Annotated in this window: 20 protein-coding genes; 5 read left to right on the top strand and 15 right to left on the bottom strand. The window is 38.6% G+C overall.

What is annotated here, in order from left to right; all coding sequences use genetic code 11:
* Positions 1-64 precede the first annotated feature (64 nt).
* Positions 65-391, bottom strand: a complete 327-nt coding sequence (locus ATS72_RS13730) for a hypothetical protein (protein ID WP_058428318.1) — start codon at positions 389-391, stop codon at positions 65-67.
* 43 nt (positions 392-434) lie between these two features.
* Between ATS72_RS13730 and ATS72_RS13725 the strand changes: the two genes are divergently transcribed.
* Positions 435-794 (top strand): DUF5522 domain-containing protein, encoded by a 360-nt coding sequence (locus tag ATS72_RS13725; protein WP_058428317.1) that lies wholly within the window; start codon positions 435-437, stop codon positions 792-794.
* 158 nt (positions 795-952) lie between these two features.
* Here ATS72_RS13725 and ATS72_RS13720 read toward each other — a convergent pair whose 3' ends face one another.
* The 8 genes from ATS72_RS13720 to ATS72_RS13685 all read right to left on the bottom strand — a co-directional run bounded on the left by ATS72_RS13720 (position 953) and on the right by ATS72_RS13685 (position 8,857).
* Positions 953-1,786, bottom strand: a complete 834-nt coding sequence (locus ATS72_RS13720; RefSeq protein WP_058428316.1) for a sulfurtransferase — start codon at positions 1,784-1,786, stop codon at positions 953-955.
* Positions 1,787-1,865: 79 nt separating this feature from the next.
* On the bottom strand, positions 1,866-2,261 hold the full coding sequence (locus ATS72_RS13715; RefSeq protein ID WP_039036343.1) for an adenylyltransferase/cytidyltransferase family protein: 396 nt from the start codon (positions 2,259-2,261) through the stop codon (positions 1,866-1,868).
* A complete protein-coding gene (locus ATS72_RS13710) occupies positions 2,258-3,325 on the bottom strand; it encodes a CDP-glycerol glycerophosphotransferase family protein (protein WP_058428315.1) in 1,068 nt (355 codons plus the stop codon). The genes ATS72_RS13715 and ATS72_RS13710 overlap by 4 nt, the downstream gene beginning before the upstream one ends.
* Positions 3,326-3,412: 87 nt before the next feature.
* The gene (locus tag ATS72_RS13705; protein ID WP_058428314.1) at positions 3,413-3,838 is read right to left on the bottom strand and encodes a group I truncated hemoglobin; all 426 of its coding nucleotides are present in this window, start codon (positions 3,836-3,838) and stop codon (positions 3,413-3,415) included.
* Positions 3,838-4,674: a DUF3034 family protein gene (locus tag ATS72_RS13700; RefSeq protein WP_058428313.1), complete on the bottom strand. Its 837-nt coding sequence runs from the start codon at positions 4,672-4,674 to the stop codon at positions 3,838-3,840. The genes ATS72_RS13705 and ATS72_RS13700 overlap by 1 nt, the downstream gene beginning before the upstream one ends.
* A complete protein-coding gene (locus tag ATS72_RS13695) occupies positions 4,661-6,976 on the bottom strand; it encodes a bifunctional diguanylate cyclase/phosphodiesterase (protein ID WP_058428312.1) in 2,316 nt (771 codons plus the stop codon). The genes ATS72_RS13700 and ATS72_RS13695 overlap by 14 nt, the downstream gene beginning before the upstream one ends.
* The gene (locus tag ATS72_RS13690; protein ID WP_058428311.1) at positions 6,966-7,631 is read right to left on the bottom strand and encodes a methylamine utilization protein; all 666 of its coding nucleotides are present in this window, start codon (positions 7,629-7,631) and stop codon (positions 6,966-6,968) included. Before ATS72_RS13690 ends, ATS72_RS13695 begins: the two co-directional genes overlap by 11 nt.
* Before the next feature lie 122 nt (positions 7,632-7,753).
* On the bottom strand, positions 7,754-8,857 hold the full coding sequence (locus ATS72_RS13685) for a phosphoribosylaminoimidazolesuccinocarboxamide synthase (RefSeq protein WP_058428310.1): 1,104 nt from the start codon (positions 8,855-8,857) through the stop codon (positions 7,754-7,756).
* 200 nt (positions 8,858-9,057) lie between these two features.
* Here ATS72_RS13685 and ATS72_RS13680 point away from each other — a divergent pair, with 200 nt between their 5' ends.
* The 4 genes from ATS72_RS13680 to ATS72_RS13665 are packed head-to-tail and all read left to right on the top strand — an operon-like array spanning position 9,058 to position 12,627.
* Positions 9,058-10,131, top strand: a complete 1,074-nt coding sequence (locus ATS72_RS13680; RefSeq protein ID WP_170865582.1) for a CDP-glycerol glycerophosphotransferase family protein — start codon at positions 9,058-9,060, stop codon at positions 10,129-10,131.
* A gap of 8 nt (positions 10,132-10,139) precedes the next feature.
* Positions 10,140-10,826 carry an ABC transporter ATP-binding protein gene (locus tag ATS72_RS13675; protein WP_058429136.1) on the top strand — a complete coding sequence of 229 codons (687 nt, stop codon included), beginning with the start codon at positions 10,140-10,142 and terminating at the stop codon, positions 10,824-10,826.
* On the top strand, positions 10,823-12,112 hold the full coding sequence (locus ATS72_RS13670; RefSeq protein ID WP_058428309.1) for an ABC transporter permease: 1,290 nt from the start codon (positions 10,823-10,825) through the stop codon (positions 12,110-12,112). The genes ATS72_RS13675 and ATS72_RS13670 overlap by 4 nt, the downstream gene beginning before the upstream one ends.
* Before the next feature lie 14 nt (positions 12,113-12,126).
* The gene (locus tag ATS72_RS13665; RefSeq protein WP_039036336.1) at positions 12,127-12,627 is read left to right on the top strand and encodes a DUF3299 domain-containing protein; all 501 of its coding nucleotides are present in this window, start codon (positions 12,127-12,129) and stop codon (positions 12,625-12,627) included.
* A gap of 71 nt (positions 12,628-12,698) precedes the next feature.
* Here the strand turns inward: ATS72_RS13665 and ATS72_RS13660 are convergent, their stop codons facing one another.
* The 6 genes from ATS72_RS13660 to ATS72_RS13635 form a co-directional block, all read right to left on the bottom strand.
* Positions 12,699-13,043 carry a four helix bundle protein gene (locus tag ATS72_RS13660; RefSeq protein WP_008130187.1) on the bottom strand — a complete coding sequence of 115 codons (345 nt, stop codon included), beginning with the start codon at positions 13,041-13,043 and terminating at the stop codon, positions 12,699-12,701.
* A 185-nt stretch (positions 13,044-13,228) separates the two neighbouring features.
* Positions 13,229-13,702: a peroxiredoxin gene (locus ATS72_RS13655; protein ID WP_058428308.1), complete on the bottom strand. Its 474-nt coding sequence runs from the start codon at positions 13,700-13,702 to the stop codon at positions 13,229-13,231.
* Between the two features lie 590 nt (positions 13,703-14,292).
* On the bottom strand, positions 14,293-15,459 hold the full coding sequence (locus ATS72_RS13650; protein WP_058428307.1) for a nucleotide sugar dehydrogenase: 1,167 nt from the start codon (positions 15,457-15,459) through the stop codon (positions 14,293-14,295).
* Positions 15,460-15,583: 124 nt separating this feature from the next.
* Positions 15,584-17,035, bottom strand: coding sequence for a capsule assembly Wzi family protein (locus ATS72_RS13645; protein ID WP_058428306.1), 1,452 nt, complete (start codon positions 17,033-17,035; stop codon positions 15,584-15,586).
* Positions 17,036-17,612: 577 nt separating this feature from the next.
* Entirely contained in the window at positions 17,613-18,533 is a 921-nt protein-coding gene (galU, locus tag ATS72_RS13640) for a UTP--glucose-1-phosphate uridylyltransferase GalU (protein ID WP_058428305.1), read from the bottom strand.
* A 109-nt stretch (positions 18,534-18,642) separates the two neighbouring features.
* The gene (locus ATS72_RS13635) at positions 18,643-20,040 is read right to left on the bottom strand and encodes an undecaprenyl-phosphate glucose phosphotransferase (protein ID WP_058428304.1); all 1,398 of its coding nucleotides are present in this window, start codon (positions 20,038-20,040) and stop codon (positions 18,643-18,645) included.
* Positions 20,041-20,124: the final 84 nt, after the last annotated feature.

The following is a 20,124-nucleotide window of genomic DNA, read 5'->3' as shown; positions in this document are numbered from 1 at the left end:
TCAGGTTGTCAAAAAATACTAAAACCGCATTTAATTTAAATGCGGTTTTAAGTTAACCTAAACTTTAACCCTTTAACAATGCCAGTATTTTTTGAAGCTTTTGGTGATCAAGCTCGCCCATTTGCTCGCTATTACTAAGCGCATAAATAACGCCCTCGTGTTCAGCGCAATCAACGTCTTCTCGTGACTCAATAACGTTAGCCCAAAGCTCTAAGTCATCTAAATCTATTTCACCACTCAAACAGCGTTTAATTACACCAACTAATACGTCAGTTTTTAATGTGTATAAGGGCGCTTGACCATAGGCAGGCGTTGACACAATAACCGATATTGCATTGTCTCTTTGTGCCGAAAACGTAATAAATTCTGCTAAGGCTTTTTGTATATTCATAATATTTGTTATTCTTGGCGCTCTACTGTTGATAAGAACTAAAATGACTCAAACAAACTGCAGCCAATGTAATACAGTGCTTAACTGTAATGTAAATAATATAACCGCATGTTGGTGTAACCAGTTACCCGCTATTTTACCCCTAGACGCAACGGCAACAAGCTGTTTGTGCCAAACCTGTACACTCAATAAAATTAATCATTACCTTGAAGAGCTTTATACTCAGCCAATTAAAAGCCAAATAGAGTTTGCAAAAGCATTTAAAGGAAACGATAACTTAATTGAAGAGCTCGACTACACTATGCAAAATGGCTACATGGTATTTAGTAAGTGGTTTTTTTTAAAGCGAGGAACCTGTTGTAAAAATGGCTGTAAAAACTGCCCATATGGTTTTAGAAAGTAAAAGCTACTTTATAAAAATGCGATAAAATATTCGTTTTTACCTTCTCATTTTTTCTCTTTTACTTCTCCTTGTGAGTAAAATTTTTAAGTACTGTTATTCACAAAGAGGTTTAGAGGCGCTGCGCTTTAACATGAGCAAGCTTTAAACTCATGACTCACCTACTTTTCTCCAGTAGCAATAGGCAACGAGTTACTCGCGCCCCACTCACTCCAAGATCCGTCATAAACACTTAAGTTTTTATAACCACATTCATCAGCAAATAAAGCTAAAATACACGCTGTAATACCTGATCCACAGCTAAATTGAATATACTCTGCAGTACCTACAGCGTTCTCAAATTTTATCTTTATTTCTTCAAAAGCTTTAGCCTCGCCATGAGTTAATAAATCTAAAAAAGGCAATGAACGGCTTTGTGGTATATGCCCACCTCGCATGCCTTTTCGAGGTTCGCTCTCTTCACCAGTAAAGCGTTTATAGGCACGCGCATCTAGCAATACCGTATTCGCATCATCTATTGCTGCTAATACTTGCTGGCGGCCAATAAAGTAACTTGGATTATAACTTGCTTCAAAATTACCACACGTTAAAGACTCACTATAACCTTGCTGCACTGCATAGCCGCACGCTAACCACTTTTTAAGACCGCCACTTAAAACCTTTACATTGTGATGCCCCATGGCTTTTAGCATCCACCACGCCCTTGCAGCACTAAATAAGCCGGCATCTTCGTATACCACAATAAACGAATCATGGTTTACACCCGCATGCTGCATAACCTGTGTAAACTGCTGTGCATTACACATTGTGCTTGATAGCGGGTTTGATTTATCTGCCAGCTCATTTTTTATGTCAAACCGCTTTGCATTGGGTAGCATAGCTTCAGGCACATAAGTTCCTAAAACACCAGGGCGAAGCATACCCGCATCAAACAACACTAAAGTAGGGTCGTTTAGCCTTTTTTGTAATTGCTGGCAGGTTATTAAGTTTTTGATTTGATAACCTTTTAATAATAAAGCGAATGGGGTTTGGAGTAATAATCAAAATATTACTCAATTATCGCTCTTCTAAGTTTTATGAAGGATTGCGAACTACTTCAATTATTTCCGTAGTTGAAATGGAAGGTGTTCTAGTTAAGTATTGTACGTCACATAACGTTTTGAAGTTATCGAATTTACCTGCCCAATCATCCCCCATTACTAACAAATCTGCATCATGTTCTTTTATGTAATCGCCTTTGAGCTCAAGGGAATGCTCTATAAAAATTTCATCGACACAGCGTAAAGAACTAATTATTTTAACTCTATCACTTTCGCTATAAACTGGAGTTCTACCCTTCTTTTGCATATTGAGTGCATCTGATGATATCCCAACAATTAAATAGTCACCTAAGGATTTGGCGCGTTCTAAAATGTTAATATGACCGACATGAACAATATCAAAGGTACCAAATGTAATAACTCGTTTCATTCATAACTCTCTAAGTAATTAACTATACGGTCAGCGCAATTTCCATCTATTTTTCCTGCAAGCTGCTCAATAATTTTTTTCCGGTTAAATCTAAATTCTTCAGATTCTGAGGCACACAACTGAACTGCAGATACAACATCGCTGAACTGTTCAGCCCTTTGACAAATTTTGTGAAAATAATTTATGTCCTCATCAAGCCGTGCCTTAAAACGATAAGAAAATATACCTCTATAATTCCATCGTAACTTGTAAAAGTCACACCACACAACAGGCTTATCCAGAGCTGCAAACTCAAATATAGCAGACGACGCGTCTGATAACATTATGTCTGCAACCGCTAAAAAAGGCGTTAAGTTAAATTCACTTTCACTTGTTAAATAAACATTATTATATTTTTGCCAGCGCATGATTTTACTTTTTTGTTTTTTATAACGCGGTTTAGACAAACTAAAAAAGTGTGGTTTTATAATAATATTATAATCAGGAAAACACTCTGGAAAATCATCGCTCATACACTCAATAGAGCTCGGATAAAAAGTGGGGGCATATAAAAGTGTTGGCTTATTCTTATCTAATCCCAACCCAGCCAAGTCAACTTTTTCCACTGAGTTGTTAATAATTGGATCTAATTTCGCATAGCCGCTATCAACAAAATTACCATTTGGATATAAGTTTTTTAATCGTTTTAAACGATGCTCACCTTCAACAAAGCGAACGGTAGTCGTTGTGTTTGATACATCGTAGTAACAGCTTTTTGGACCTATGCCATGCTGCATTAATACACTTTTATTATTGAGTTTATCAACATCTAAAAATGCATTACCAAACACGACCCAATCACACTCAACACCCTGATAGAAATCTAATGTATTTGATTTATCTTCCAACCAAATTGCTTTTATTGAATTTTCAACCGCGAACGTCTCGCAAATATCTATAAATTGTTTTTCTTGAGATCTATAAAATACTAATGCGCATTGATGGCCTCTATTTGATAATTTTTCAATTACAGGTATATATTGAGGTAAATAATAAATATGCTGGACGTCGAAATATACAAACATGAAAAATATACAATAAAGTAACAATATTGTTCATTGTACATAACTAATGGCCTGTATTGTAGGTAAACAGAAAATAATGTTTATCCACTATATATTAATAATGTCGCCTCTTAATGGCGCCATTTTTGACAAAATTTTATTTTGAATAGGATGAGATATGTTTTGCTCATTCATGGCATTCACTAATAAATCAACAACATGATTAAAGTCTTTTTCTGTTATATTCATGCCGGTGTGTATGTCTACCATTGAATCACCTGCGTAGCTGTATTTACACGGGCCATCGGTAAGCATGCACATATGCAAAATAAAACCTTGACGAAAATGTGCTATGTTTGTGTGCTCAAAGTAGTTAAATACCTGCTCGTCATTGCCTATTTGGTTAATAAAGCTATCAATTAGTTTTTCTATGCCGGCGTTACCGCCAATTTGGTAATATAAAGTAGGCGGTGCTTTATTCGCACAACCCATTAAAATACCTACACATAAAAACCCAACTGCAATTAACTTCATTACCAATACCCTGTTACCGATAAGTACCAACCGGTTTGATCGTCTGCCCCTGCAATACGCCCTAAATCTAAGTATGCGGCAGTTACACTCACATTTTTATTAGGCATCCAGGCAACAAAAACGTCTTTCCAGTCTTGCTCACCCAAGTTTAAGTTATTCGCTTTTTGACGATACTCAATACCGATTGCCAATTCACGACTTAAAAATACAGCGGTGCTACCTTCAAATAAAAACGCGCTGTCAGCATTACCGCCACCATAACCGAGTAGTCCCAGTTCATTGGCTTCACTATAGCGTGTTGTTACATTCCAAAACCAGTTATAACCTGCAAATGCACCTAAGTGAAGCTTACTGGCAGCCAAGTAATAATCTGTACCGCTGGTATCCTCTGCGCCAACAAGTTTGGCTACGGTGCCGTCATCTAGCGATTTATGCTGTATACCTAAACTTAATTGCGGCCATTGGCTGTAAACAATATCACCATATAAACGTATTTTTGCACTGGTAATCGATTGCTCTATTTCTGTGTTAAGTGCTGGCACGTCAAACTCTTGTTTTGCGTAACTTAGCTCTACCCGATTAAATAAGTTTAACTGCGCACCACATACATTTAATGCGTAATCACTCACATCCGCTCGGCTACAAAAACCATTTACCGAAAATTCATCTTCGCTCGCATAACCCGCAAGCTGAGCCCAAGGCACTATACCTCCACCGCCGCTACCTTCAACTTGAGATACACCCGGTGTTGCTAGTAACTTTCCGCTACTGTTGGCAACCGTTGGCAAACTTATTAGCAATAAAACACTGACAAATAAATGCTTAATTTTTACCATAGTATTCTTCCAGCCATTGTTCTAATAAATCAGCTTTTAAAGGCCGGCTAAGGTAGTAACCTTGTGCATGGTCGCACTGCATTGTTTTAAGTAAAGCTAACGACTCTTCGGTTTCGACCCCTTCAGCCACCACCGAAAAACCTAACTGATGCCCAAGCGTAATTGACGACTGCACTATAAATTGATCTTTTTGAGAGGCATCTAGTTTTAAAATAAAACATTTATCGAGCTTAAGCTCATCAATAGGTAACATTTTTAAACGCCCTAGCGATGTTTGCCCTACCCCGTAATCGTCAAGCGATATTTTAACGCCAATTTGTTTTAAATCTTTAAGCGCTTTAATACCCTTTTCTTCGTTTTCTATCATGTCGCGCTCGGTTAATTCAATGGTGATTAACCTTGCATCCACATTATGTTTTTTTAGCGTAGCGACTAACGCGGCATGAAACCCCGGAAACGCAATATCTTGTGCCGATACATTAATAGCGGCTTGAAGCTCAATACCCTTCGATTTCCATTCGGCAACTTGTGCAACTACGGTATTTATTACCCATGCAGTTAGTTCAACAATTAGCCCTGAGCGCTCTGCTAAATCAATAAATAACTCGGGATTAACCCAGCTGCCATCTTTACGCTGCCAACGAATAAGCGACTCAACTTTATCTATTTTTTGAGTTTGCATATGCAGCTTAGGCTGGTAGGTCATAAACAGCTGACCATCGTCGTCGCTAATAGCTTGCTTTAATTCATCAAGCATAATTAAACGATCTAAGTGGGCCTCGTCCTCGCCATCTTGGTAATAATGTATATGGTTTTGGTTATTTGCCGCATTTTCTACGGCAATAAGCACTCGCCTTACCAAGTCATCACTGGCAGTACCTTGCGATGGGTACTGCAATACACCGGTACTAAACTGTAAGTTAATTTTTAGCTTTTGAATGGTATAACACTCTTGAAGCCTAGCAATTAATCCCTCTATGCCGCACTTTTTCTCGCTAACCGCACTGCTTGGAAATACCGTTAAAAACTCATCTCCCCCAATACGCGCATGAATCCCACCAAACTCATCCGAAAACTCACTTATTCTGCATGCCACGGTTTTTATACATTCATCGCCAATGCGCGGGCCAAGCTTATCGTTTATATGGCGTAACCCTTTTATATCTATAGCTACAAGCGTATATTGAGTTAATTCGCTTAATTCTTTGTCCAACACTTCTAACATCGCAGAGCGATTATAAAAGCCGGTTAAAGTATCGTGTCGCGCCTGAAAACTAATTTGTTGTTCACGCTTGTTGATGTCGTTACCCATGTTGTCGAACGCATTAACTAAGGTCGTTATTTCTGTGCTTTGTTTTTTACCTTTAAACTCAAAATTATAATTACCTTGCGCAAACTGCTTAGCAATTACAACCAGCTGAGAAAGCGGCGTTGTTAAGTTATTTGCTAATAAGCTACTTGTTATTACACCTACAAACATCGTTAAGATAGACAAAATAATAAGGGTAAAAAATAGCTTTTCAAAATCGCTATAACTTTGTGTTAAATCGGCGCTTAATAAAATAATAATTGGGTGTGTTGCCAAAGAGGCTAAATTAATATCTCGGTTTCGGTAAACCGGGTACTCGCCAAATATTCGTGAGGTGGTGGCTGAGTTAAAATAACTCACCGGTTCAAAAGGCGCTGGGCGCTCATCTAACGAGCTAATAACTAGGTTGTCGGCACTGCCTACAAAACTTACGTCCATGCCTGTTAAGCTTTTAAGTTCGCTTGCAACACTGTCGTCTATTTTAAAGCCCACTAAACTGTAAGCTATGGTTCTTGGGGCTTTTACAGGTAATAAAATAACCTGGTAAAGCTCATTGTTTAACACTACAAATGTAGATTGCTCTTGTGCGTTAAAAAGCTCTGCGAGTAAAGGCCGCAAGTCGTCTTCAAAGGCACCTTGCTCTAAATTTGACGAAATTAGCTGACCCGATAAATCTATAAGCAACATTAATTGCGCGTCTATCCGTTGGCTGTGATTGTACAAAACACTGCTTATGGTGCCCGCATCGCGCGTGGCAACCGCTTGTTTAAAACCAAAATCGGCAGTTAATACTTTAGCTGCTGTTAACAATAGGCTTTCTTTTGAGGTTAAATATTGCTTATAAACGTTTTGCGCAACACTTATGTCTTGGTCTACTTTTTGTTCCTGAAACTGACTTGTTGACCACCAAAAACTAGCAACACTCACCAGCGTTGTTAATAACACCAGCCCTACGCAGAGCGAGGTAATTCGGTTTTTTAAACTATGAGTCATTACCAGCCTTAAATTTGCTACCAAAGGTGTTTCTTGGTGCTGGTGTAGATGTGTTTATCGTTATGGTGTGTTTGCTTTTAGCGCTTACTGTTATAATTTTTTTATTCTCCAAAGGTGCTGTTTGCAAAGCATGCCATATGCTTAATTCAATCGGTAATAAGTTATTTGGCAAGGTTACTTTGCCTTGCTCATTTGTTTTATAAACATGTTTGCTACCTGCCACATATATGTAGCCAACCATAGAGTCGTGAATATTACACCCCAAAACAACGACCCCTTGATTATCAAAAGTAATCGGTGCTTTTGGTTGCCCTGAATATAACTTTAACTGAAAAGGCTTAGCTTGCGAAAAAGAATACACATGATGGCGAATATTATCGCTATTTGGAAAATCAACTTGCTGCCCTTTTTGCACAACTAATAGCTCTGGCAAAAACTGTTTATGAACTTGGTCCATAGTGGCTACAGGAAGATTTGGCTTGGCTAATTGCTCGGCGTTAAAGTGAAGCTCAATAACAGCATTTGCTAGTTTGCCACCGTGTTGATCTTCTAGTACCAACTCCAGTGCAGCGGCGTTAGAAAAGTAACCAAAAAACAAACCCATGGTTAAAAAACGGCAACTTTTAGTTATTTTTTGCAAACAACGTTCAAACATAACAACACCTAACTATTAACGTTAGGTTAAGGTAATTAATTACAGGGGTTAATTGCAAGGAATATAGCCCAGTAACTAAAAATAAAAAGTTAGCCACTGGGTTTTTTAGTTCTTTAGTATGGCTATTTTACAATTAAGCCATAATCAGCGTCTAAAATAGAAATGACCTCTTGGCGCGGATCCTCAGGAATAGTAATTGCTTCACCAACTATTTTGCTGGCAATACCCACATAAGTATTAGACACTTCAAGCATGACTGATTCGGGTAAAATATACTCTTTTGCTAATTTTTCGCGCTCAGCCATGCGATCTTTGTTTAGTAATACGTCGCTTTCTGGCACGTTATTAATTAACAATTGGCGAAAGCCTTCTTTAGAGTTTTCAACAATTTTACCATCTCGATACGCAGCACCATCCCATATACGCGATGAATCTGGTGTACCCACTTCGTCGATATAAATAAGCTGTTGTGCACCATTTAGGTCTTCTACATAACCAAATTCAAATTTGGTATCTACAAAAATTTGGTCAAGCTTGGCAAGCTCTTTACTAATTAAGCCAAAGCCTTCTACTAACAGCTTTTCGTATTTTGCAACGTCGTCTGCCGACTTAAAATTAAATACATCTAGGTTATTTGTTATGTTCTCGCGGGTAATGTTTACATCGTCTACTGGCGCTATGTCGGCAACGCCTTCAATAATCCCCTTGGTTGATGGCGTAATAAGTACATTATCGAGTTTTTGATTCGCGTTTAACCCTTCAGGTAAATCTATACCGCAAAAGTTACGTGTCCCTTTAGCGTAATCACGCCACATGCTACCCGTAATATATTGGCGCGCTATCGCCTCTACCTTAACTGTGCTTGCTTTACGCACAATCCATACATATGGGTGCGGAATATCCACAATATGATTGCCAGCTAGGCCTGCTTCGTCAAATAATTTAAACCAATATGATGCAACGGTGTTAAGTGCTATCCCCTTACCCGGCACACCATTTAAGCCATTTTCACCTTGCCAAATACAATCAAATGCTGAAATACGGTCCGAAATCACCATAATAGCCAGCTCAGTACCTGCGGGTACTTTGTAGCCTTTATCTTTAATTAATCGTGCACTGTCTTCGTCTGTTAGCCAATAAACTGAACGCACTTTACCACTGTGTACTTCACCTTTGGTGCGGATGGGTAAATCATCGTTTACGTCTAAAACTTTATAGCTAGTCATGCTATCTCCGGGGTTAGGGATGCTCTATGAGCAAAGTATGGTATGGGGTTATGTGCGGTATGATAATCCAGCCAACTTCAAAGCTCAATCTTGGGCTTGAAACTAAATAACTTGAACTTTGGTTAAGAGATTTAGCAAGAATATTTATATGGTTGTCACAATCGGGTAAACTGGCTGTGCTATTGAGTCGAGGAGCTAGCTTGAACTACTTAACCACCACCAAAAATAAAAAATACTTAATGTATATATCTCAAAATTATTCATACGCAATTTTGAGGCCTATTCAGGCGGCCATATTAGCGAACGGTGGTCAGGTACGCTGGTTTTTACAAGGTAGCTCTGTAAACCCTGATTTTTTAACACCCGATGAAATACGCCTTAATTCAATAGACGATATTCACAACTGGAAACCCGATGCTACATTTGCACCGGCCAATTTAATTCCTACGTTTTTTCCGGGTATTAAAGTGGGTGTATTTCATGGTTTTGATGCCGGAAAACTTGATAAAAAAGGTAACAACGATCACCTAAAAGCAAGGGGCTGCTTTGACCTATATTGTACTCAAGGCCCCAATACCACAGTGCCATTTAAAGCCTTACAAAAAAAGCTGGGTTATTTTAAAGTGACTGAAACTGGCTGGCCAACGCTCGACCGCTTGTTTACTGGCGAATTACAAACCCCATATACCAGCAAAGCCGACACTCGCCCTACACTTTTAATTTGTTCTACTTTTTCAAAACGTTTATCACTTGCACCTAAACTTTACGAGCAAATAAAGCACTTTAGCGAAATAGGAAAGTGGCGCATATTAATGCAGTTTCATCCTAAAATGCCTATTGAGCTTATTGATAAATACAAAGCGTTAAGTAATCAAAACTTAACGTTTATCGAAACCGACGACGTAGTCCCCTTATTAAAGTCGGCCGATGTAATGCTGTGTGATACCTCATCGGTGCTTTTAATGTTTATAGTGCAGCGAAAGCCTGTTGTGACCTTTTGTAATAATGCCCCAGACAAGCATTTACTAAACGTAACAGATCCAAATAAGCTAGAAGACGCGATAGACCTTGCATTTACCTACCCTAAAACATTGATGCAAAATATAGAAAGCTATTGCCAACAGCTGCACCCATACACAGACGGTAAATCAAGTGAGCGAGTAGTGGCTGCAACGAATGAGTTTTTACTTAGTGACGAAAAGCTAAAACCTAAACCGTTTAATATTATTAGGCAGTTTAAAACGCGTAAAAACCTTAATTATTGGAAGTGGTAAACAAAACAATGATAAGCCTTAATAACGTTACTTTTAAATGGCATAAAAACGATAAAACGCCCACGCTAACTATTAGCAAACTTAACATTGAAAAAGGCCAACATGTTTTTTTACATGGCCCAAGTGGTTCGGGAAAATCAACCTTACTTGCCTTACTTGCCGGTATAAATGAAGCCACCAGCGGCAATGTCACGTTACTAAACCAGACCTTAAATACCCTAAGTAACACTCAACGAGATGTATTTAGAGCTGACCACATTGGTATTATTTTTCAAAACTTCAACTTACTTCCATATCTATCGCCTATTGAAAACGTAATACTGGGCTGCCAATTTTCAAAAAAACGCCAACAAAAAGCATTGAGCCACTCTGCCACATTAAATAATGAGGCTACACGGCTATTAAACTCACTGGGTTTAACCGAGCAATATCATAATAAAAATGTGGCAAAATTAAGCATTGGCCAACAACAACGCGTGGCCGCCGCACGCGCATTTATTGGTAACCCTGAAATTATAATTGCCGACGAGCCAACCTCAGCCCTTGATACACAAAACCGCGAAAGCTTTATTAACTTATTGTTTGAACAAGCTAGTAATACAAACAGCACACTGATATTTGTAAGCCACGACGAAAACTTAAAGCCGCTGTTTAATCGCTCAATCGACTTAGTAAGTTTGCAGGAGCCATTATGATCCTTACAAAGCTTGCTTTAAAAAGCCTAATTAATAGACGTGCTAGTGTTGTTTTAACACTGTTTACCATTGCCGTTAGCGTTATGTTATTGCTAAGTATTGAACGTGTTAGAGTTGATGCTAAAAGCAGCTTTAGCAATACCATTTCGGGTACCGATTTAATTGTAGGAGCCCGCACCGGCGATATTCAATTACTGCTTTCATCAGTATTTAGAATTGGCCACACCAATAATGGCGTGAGCTGGCAAAGCTACAAATACATAACAAGCCAACGCGGCGTAAAGTGGAGCATTCCTATTAGCCTTGGCGACAGCCACAAAGGCCAAGCAGTGTTAGGCACAACCCCCGATTACTTTACCCATTACCGCTTTGCTAAAAAACAACATTTGAGTTTTAGTGCAGGTAATCCTTTTAGCACTATTCACGGCGTGGTATTGGGCAGTGAGGTGGCTACAAAACTAGGCTATAAGCTGGGCGATAGCATTATAATATCTCATGGTATGGGTAATACCAGTTTTCATCATCACAACGACAACCCGTTTGAAGTAGTCGGTATTTTAAACCCGACGGGTACCCCGGTCGACAAAACACTGCATATACCGCTTGCCGCTATTGATTTAATTCACGGCGGTAAAGCAAGTCATAAGCACGATGAGCACGATGAGCACGATGAGCACGATGAGCACGATGAGCACGATGAGCACGATGAGCATAACAACCTAACTGGTCACCCTAAACAAATCACTGCATTTTTAATGGGGTTTGATTCGCCTTTATATACACTACAAATTAGGCGCAATATAAATCAGTACAAGCCCGAGGCTCTATTAGCCATTATGCCTACCGTCACACTAAAAGACTTATGGGAAATGCTCGCCATTGTTGAAAAAATACTGCTGCTTTTTTCATTTGTTGTCGTGCTAATAAGCCTGCTCGGTATGTTAACCACGTTACTTGCAAACCTTAATCAACGTCGCCGTGAACTTGCTATATTACGCTCAGTTGGTGCAAGGCCATGGCAGCTATTTACACTTATAAGTATGGAGTCATTGCTTACAACATTTTTAGGCTGTGTGCTTGGGTGCGCATTATTTTACGCCACCTTATTTTTAGGAGCCGACTACCTACAAAGCCATGCGGGTATTAGTGTAAATATAGCTATGCTTTCACGCTATGAACTCACCCTCATAGGCGTTATTATGGCGGCAGGTTTTATTATTGGCTTAATACCAGCAACTCGTGCTTATTTTTACTCACTCAGCGACGGCATGAGCATAAAAACATAATGTTTAGGAATTTTATGACACTTTTTAAAACAGCTTTAAATACTTTTTGCATATTAAGCTTAGCTATTATTAGTTTTTCAAGTAACGCTAATCCACCTAAAGAGATTTTTTGGGAAGACTTAATTCCAAAAGGCCATGTGCAAATAGATACCCAAGCACAAGCGAACCACGAAGGCAGCGATCAAAACTGGGTACAGCCCGACCTAGACGCCCCTGTAGTAAAAGAACTAAACGGGCAATCTGTCAGCTTACCCGGCTTTGTTGTACCACTAGAGGGCGATAGCGAAGTAATCACCGAATTTTTATTAGTACCGTATTTTGGCGCCTGCATTCACGTACCACCACCGCCACCTAACCAGCTTGTACACGTTACTATAAAAGGCGGCGTACCAATCGAAAGCCTTTACGATGCAATTGTAGTCACAGGTATTATTACAACAGAAACCTGGTCAGGTGAATTAGCGCAGGTAGGTTACAAAATGAAAGCCGTAGGCGTAGCGCCGTTTGAGCTTTGAAAAAGTGTTCAGTTTTCAGCTTTCAGCTTTCAGCTTTCAGCGCGGAGAATGAATAGCTAAACACTCTAAAGTTAGCTGTTATCAAACTTATTTTTAAGGCTTGTTAACATAGCAGCTAATTCTTTTGTTTCTATTATCCATTGTTGGCTTGTTGACTTATTTAAGTAACCTATTTCTGTGCCTATGTATATCTGTGTTCTAGCTTCTGCAAGAGAAGCCCTAGCTATATCTATAAATCTACTTTTCTCTTTATAGCTTTCTCTACACACACCTTCTGCAATGTTGCTCGGCACTGAAAGGCCTGAGCGTGTTAACTGATCTCTGAACCCATAGTCTTTTATATCTGCTGTAGACCTGTAAATATCTACGCTAAGACGTGCAGATCGTTTCCATACATCTAAATTTTCAAAATTCATTAGTGTTACTTTTATTTATATCATTTTTACTAGCTTAGTTTTAAATATACAAATAACAACTAGCTAACTAAACTAGCCAAAAAATACAATATTCATTAATAACTAAAATCTTCAGTCTAATCACTAATGTCTAAAAGCTTCTATCTGATAACTAAGTACTAACCACTGACAAACTAAATGCGGCCTTAAAGCTTTTCTAAAACATGCTCTGCGCGGCTTACTGTGAACTCTTTACCTTCTTCTACAAATAACTCAGTAACAACCGCGTTATTTACAATCATCGCGTAGCGAGATGAACGAATACCACCAAAGCCAGTGGTGTCTTTTTCAAGTCCGAGTGCTCTGGTAAAGCTTGCATCACCATCGGCTAGCATTAAAATTTCTTCAGCGTTTTGCGAGTCGCCCCATGCTTTCATTACAAAGGCATCGTTTACCGAAACACAATAAATAGCATCAACACCTTTTGCTGTAATTTTATCAGCAAGCGTAATAAATTCAGGTAAGTGCGCATTTGAACACGTTGGCGTAAACGCCCCCGGCACAGCAAATAACACCACTTTTTTACCATCAAATAATTCTTTGTTAGTCAGTGTTTGCATGCCTTCACTTGTTAACTGCGTAAGTGTAACCTCTGGTACGTTTTGGCCTTGTTCAATCATGATAAATTCTTAAAAATATAAATAACGAATAGCCCATAGCATAGTGGACTTTGCTAATAGGCGCAGCTTTATTATCAATCAGCATGAATACAAATTTTTCACACAATATACGTTAAGGTAAAAGTTGGAATGCTCATCGACTAATGCGAACTTACAGTGGCACAGCGAATTTAATGTAGGCGCTTTGCTTGCTAGTCCGTTTAATTTACACATAGTTACATTAACAACCTTTTACGTGAGCAAGCTTCACACCTTCGTTGAAATAACTCTAAAAATTAATCACTACCGAGAACGCTGAGCAGAGCGTAGTACAATATATTTTTTAAAAGATGATTTTAAATATTAATTACCACCGAGCGCACCGAGGCCATGTGGGCTACAAAGAGGAAATATACTATTGATTAGTCACTTCTCCTTGTATTTTCTTTGGTGAAGAAGTCACTTTTGTAAATAACACTTATCAGTTTAAATCTCAGTAACTAATCTGATAAATGCTGTCTGCTGCACTTTATAACTTGTAACAGAATACTCCCCCGCGAACAGGAAAGTACCTGTTACGGGGGGCAATTAAACCCTCAGACAATTATTATTTAATCGCTACCAAACAAATCTCGCGTGTACACTTTATCAGCAATGTCACTTAGCTCTTCAACCATACGGTTTGAAACAACCACGTCTGATATTTGCTTAAACTCGTTTAAATCTTTAATCACGCGTGAGTGATAAAATTCGCTTTCTTTAAGAACAGGCTCATAAACAACAACCTCAATCCCTTTGGCTTTAATACGCTTCATAATGCCTTGAATAGACGATGCTCTGAAGTTATCAGAACCCGATTTCATTACTAAACGATATACTCCAACCACTTTTGGATTTCGCTTTAAAATAGAAGCAGCTATAAAGTCTTTGCGTGTAGTATTCGCATCAACTATTGCACCAATAATATTATTTGGAACACTCTGATAATTAGCACGTAACTGTTTGGTGTCTTTTGGTAAACAGTAGCCACCGTAACCAAACGACGGGTTATTATAATGGTTACCAATACGTGGATCTAACCCAACACCCTGTATAATTTGCTTAGAGTTTAAACCGTGTGCTTCAGCGTAGCTATCAAGCTCATTAAAATAAGCGACTCGCATAGCAAGGTATGTGTTAGAGAATAACTTAATCGCCTCAGCTTCAGTTGAATCCGTAAATAGCACTTCAACATCTTGCTTTACAGCGCCTTGCTTAAGTAAGTTTGCAAATACAGTTGCACGCTCGCTTTGTTCACCCACTACAATACGAGAAGGGTGTAAATTATCGTAAAGCGCCTTGCCTTCACGTAAAAACTCTGGCGAAAATATTAAGTTATCAACATCAAGTTGCTTTTTTATATCGGCCGTAAAACCCACCGGAATAGTTGATTTAATTACCATTATTGCATTTGGGTTATGCGCTAATGCATCTTTAATTACGGCTTCAACCGAGCTAGTATTGAAATAGTTATTTTCAACATCGTAATCGGTAGGTGTTGCTATAATGATAAAATCTGCGCCACTATAAGCCGAAACTTTATTCGTCGTTGCAGTAAAGTTTAAATCATTGCGCATTAAAAATTCACTAATTTCTGTATCAACAATCGGCGATTTTTTATCATTCAACAGCGCTATTTTATTTTCATCTATATCTAACGCAACTACTTCGTTATGCTGTGAAAGCAGCATAGCATTAGATAAGCCCACATAGCCTGTACCCACTACGGCAATTTTCATGTTAATCCTTTAAGATCAATTAATATTTTACAAAATTATTTTATCAAAGTTACTTATATTCAACTATTGGTGTGTTTAAATAAAAAATATTACGATAATCTATAAGACCAATGACATTTAATTATTACCATCCGTAAAACGCACCGAGCCTAAAAAAGCTATCGTCAAATACGGTTTTGCCCGTATAAAGCTCAATACCCCAGTAACCATTTTTTAGATGTTGGGTGTAGCGAGCCTCCAGTTCAAAGCCTATCGTGTAAGGCTCTTCTGGTAATTGGCCAGCACCGTTCTTGCCTCGCTCTAAACCATTTTCGATCCGTCTAAACGTGGTGTCTATACTTTGAGTTGCACTATATTGCCACTCCCAATTAATAGACTGACTCTCTGCCGCAGGTTTGTGGTTATCACCACGCTCGTTACCCGCCCAATGCCCTAAAACTTGGCCATTAATCGAATTACCTAAAGAGTATAATTTTGCATTATACCAGCCTTCTTGCCAGCGGCTATTTTCAAATCTTAAACTATGGTTTTCACTTAAATAAGGTAAGTACAAACCAAAATTAAACGCATTATTCTTTTGACCACCACCTAGTGTATCTTCAAGGCCCACATCGCCATACAGGCTAAATGGCTGGTTAAACCAAGCCGCTTTATAGTCAAAGCTGAGTGAGGCTAATTGGTCACCTACCTCATAATTAGGGCCAAATTTTTGGGTTTCTTCTGGATTCACATTATCGTTACCGCCAGGTAAAAAAAACGCCTTTGCAAAATCTTTTAAACCTACAGAACGATCCCCACCACCAAACTGTAATAACCTGTTTGCACCTAGCGTTAAGCCATCAAAAGGTGAAAAACTCAAATGTACACCGGCTAAGTGGGGTTTACCTGGCACCTTTAAACCTAACTCTTTACCGGAGTTTATAGCGGGATCTGTTTTCATTTTCATGTAAAACAAATCATAACGAATATCAAAGTCAGTAATTGGTTTAACATTACTAATACTTATAGACGGGAGCGTTTTGGCATTAGTACTTAATATCATCGCGCTATCGTAAAACGGAGAGTACCAATGCTCGCGGTAACCTATATCAACCTGTGCATATTCGTAACCAAAATAAAAAAAGCTTTGGGTAGGTATTAGGTTATCTTCGTTAGCAATACCGGCAACACTTACACCAAAATGCTTGCCAAAATTTGCAAAACCACCCGCTTCTAACTTTAAATAGGTATCAACCTTTTGGCCGCGCTGATTAGGTATAGACTTAGGCTTATTACCATAAGCGACAGTCGCTTTAGCATAAGTCATTGCATCGGTTTGCTTGTATAATGCAAGCTCGTTAAATAGCTTTTGGTAAAGGCTTGGATAACTATGCTCTACCGATTTTAAAACTCTAAGCACTTCGCTGGTTTTATAGGGTTTACTCATCATGTGAGCGTTTTCCCCAACAACAAGGAGCTTTTCAACCAATTGCTCTAATTGCGGGTTTTGTTTTAGAGGTAAGTAAGGCGATACCCCACTAGCTAAAACCTGAGAACTAAACATTATTCCAATTAATACGGGTAATTTTTTGAGCATTTTTTTTCCATTTATTTTTTATGTTCTAGGTTATGCCCACATAATAAAAAATCGCTGGTGAGTTAACAACAACGATCTGTATTAATTTACTATCTCGGTTATATATAGCACTTAATTGATTACAACATACTAAATAACTCTTTGCGTGAGCAAGCTTCACGCCTACGTTGGGATGATTTCGAAGATTTAATTACCACCGAGCGCACCGGAGTCTGTTTTTTGTAGGCGCCTTGCTTGCTGGCGCGTTTAATTACACATAGTCACATTAATAATCTTTTGCGTGAGCAAGCTTCACGCCTACGTTAAGATGATTGTAAAGATTTAATTACCAACGAGAGCACCAAAAACTGTTTATTGTAGGCGCCTTGCTTGCTGGCGCGTTTAATTACTACACTGAGAAAAACGTAATACAGTATATTTGTTTAAAATGACTTCCCTGTACTGCTCCTTGTCTTCTCTGTGGTGATGATAATGTTTTATTCACTTAATCAATCAAATACAAAGCTTGCCTAAAAAACAAAAAAACCGTGTTTAAACTAAACACGGTTTTATGATATTAAATAAGCTAAATTGTTTATTACAAATTAACCACATTGTTTAGTGTTGGTGCATTTTCACCATTAACCAATGTATTTAAATGCTGTGCAAACTCCTTACCCAGCTTTTCATCGCGCATACCGTATTCAACAATTGCCTTTAAATAACCAAGCTTATCGCCACAGTCGTGTGCGCAGCCACTCATGTGAAATGCCTCTACAGTTTCTTGTGCCATTAACGCATCAATAGAGTCGGTTAACTGTATTTCACCGCCCGCCCCTACAGGTGTTTTAGCAAGTAGCGGCCAAATATTTTTACTTAATACATAACGGCCAACAACAGCAAGGTTTGACGGCGCAGCATCAACATCTGGCTTTTCAACCATAGTTTTAATTTTAGCGCTTTCACCGGCAACTAATTGCACCCCATTGATATCGGCAATACCGTATTTACTTACATCATCTTGTGCTACAGGCTCAAGCATTATTTGGCTTGCTGCAGTTTCATTAAAACGAGCGATCATAGCGGCAAGGTTTTCTGTTTTTTGGTTTGCTGTGTATGCATCTAGTATTACATCTGGTAGTACAACAACAAAATCGTCATTACCCACAATAGGCTTTGCACACAATATAGCATGCCCTAAACCTTTAGCCTCACCTTGGCGAACGTGCATAATGGTCACGTCGCTAGGGCAAATAGAGCGTACTTCTTCAAGCAATGTGCGTTTAACGCGTTTTTCAAGCGTTGCTTCAAGTTCGTAGCTGGTATCAAAGTGGTTTTCTATCGCATTTTTAGAGCTATGTGTTACTAATACAATCTCTTTAATGCCAGCAGCAACACACTCGTTCACAATGTATTGAATAAGAGGCTTATCAACTATAGGTAGCATTTCTTTTGGAATAGCTTTAGTCATAGGCAGCATTCGCGTACCCAAACCAGCAACAGGAATTACAGCTTTCATGGTTAGTCCTTTATTCTGTGGGTAAATATTTAATTTATATCATTATTATACCAAGCATACTTTATACCAACTGAACGCAGATAAAAATATGCAAAAACCTTAATAATTATTAGTAGGCATTTTTGTTGATAAAGCCTTTAAAAATCGTCAAAAATACTATTTTTAAATCTAAAACGAGTGACCAATTTTGAATGTATTCTAGGTCAAACTCTATGCGCTTTTCCATTTTATCTAATGTGTCGGTTTCACCTCGCCAGCCATTAATTTGTGCCCAGCCAGTAATGCCAGGCTTTACTTTATGGCGCAGCATATAGCCGTCAACCAAACTACGGTACTGCTCGTTATGTGCAACTGCATGGGGGCGAGGGCCTACAATCGACATTTGCCCTTGCAGTACATTTAAAAATTGTGGGAGTTCATCTAGGCTTGTTTTACGTATAAACTGCCCTATGGGTGTAAATCGCTTATCGTTTTTTGTGGCTTGAGTGACTTTAGCGCCGTCTTCCATAACGTTCATTGAACGGAACTTCCAAACCTTTATAGGTTTACCATCAATACCGTATCTGTTTTGTTTAAAAAACACGGGCCCTTTTGATGTAACCTTAACTGCAACTGCTAGCCCTATTAATACTGGTGAAATTAAAACAAGTATTAAAATAGAAAGTATTACATCCTCAATACGCTTAATAATAGCATTACTACCATCTATGGGAGAGTCATAAATACTTATAGTAGGTATACCCATTATTGTATCACTACGTGAGTGCAATAATTGGTAAGTAAATACATCGGGAACTATGTAAACACTAGCGGTACTGTCTGCTAATTTTTTAACTAACCATTTACGGCGCTCATATGCTTGTGGCGGTAGTACAATATAAACGCGATCTATTCCACCGCTTTTGCAATCAGCAACAAGCTGCTCTAAATCACCCAAAGTTTGTGCAGCAACCACTTTTTGGCTAGGTGTTTCGTCGTCGTAATAACCACTAAAAACCAAGCCAAAACTGGCATGTTCAATAATATTATTTGCAAGCTTTTGCCCTAGTACACCTGCACCTACAATAACTACATTGCGGGTGTTGTAGCCTTGTGCTCTGAGCAACCTTAGTATAAAGCGCAAGAAAATACGATATGAGCTCAGTAATACACAAGCCAAAACAAACCATACAAACTGAAGCCCAGTCGGGTTTAAATACTCTGGAGCTATAAAATTAACACTTAAAAACAGTACTGCGGCGCTTATAAACCAGTGTGAAATTGTTTTTTTAAGCTCTTTATAAAGCGATAAACCGCGCCACGATATATAAAGTTTGTCAAGCTCGCTGGTAAAGTGAAACAAAAAAACAGCCAGTAAAGCAGCCGTTGTGTGCTGCAATAACCAAGTAGTATTATGTAGGCATGTACTAATCCATAAGGTGCTCACTATTATTACTATGTCGAGCACCCGCTGAATAAATGCAACAATGGTTGCATTACTTTGCAAAATTCCTTTATGCATTTGCATATAGTCTCAATTATTGTTGTTATAAACGCAATTTAAGGATAACTGAATACACTTAAATTACTACTCATTTTTAACTTTGCTATC

It is taken from the genome of Pseudoalteromonas sp. 13-15 (genome assembly GCF_001468205.2).
Taxonomy (GTDB): domain Bacteria; phylum Pseudomonadota; class Gammaproteobacteria; order Enterobacterales; family Alteromonadaceae; genus Pseudoalteromonas; species Pseudoalteromonas marina.
The sequence above is the reverse complement of the archived record's forward strand: the minus strand, read 5'-3'. Positions and strand labels throughout refer to the sequence as shown.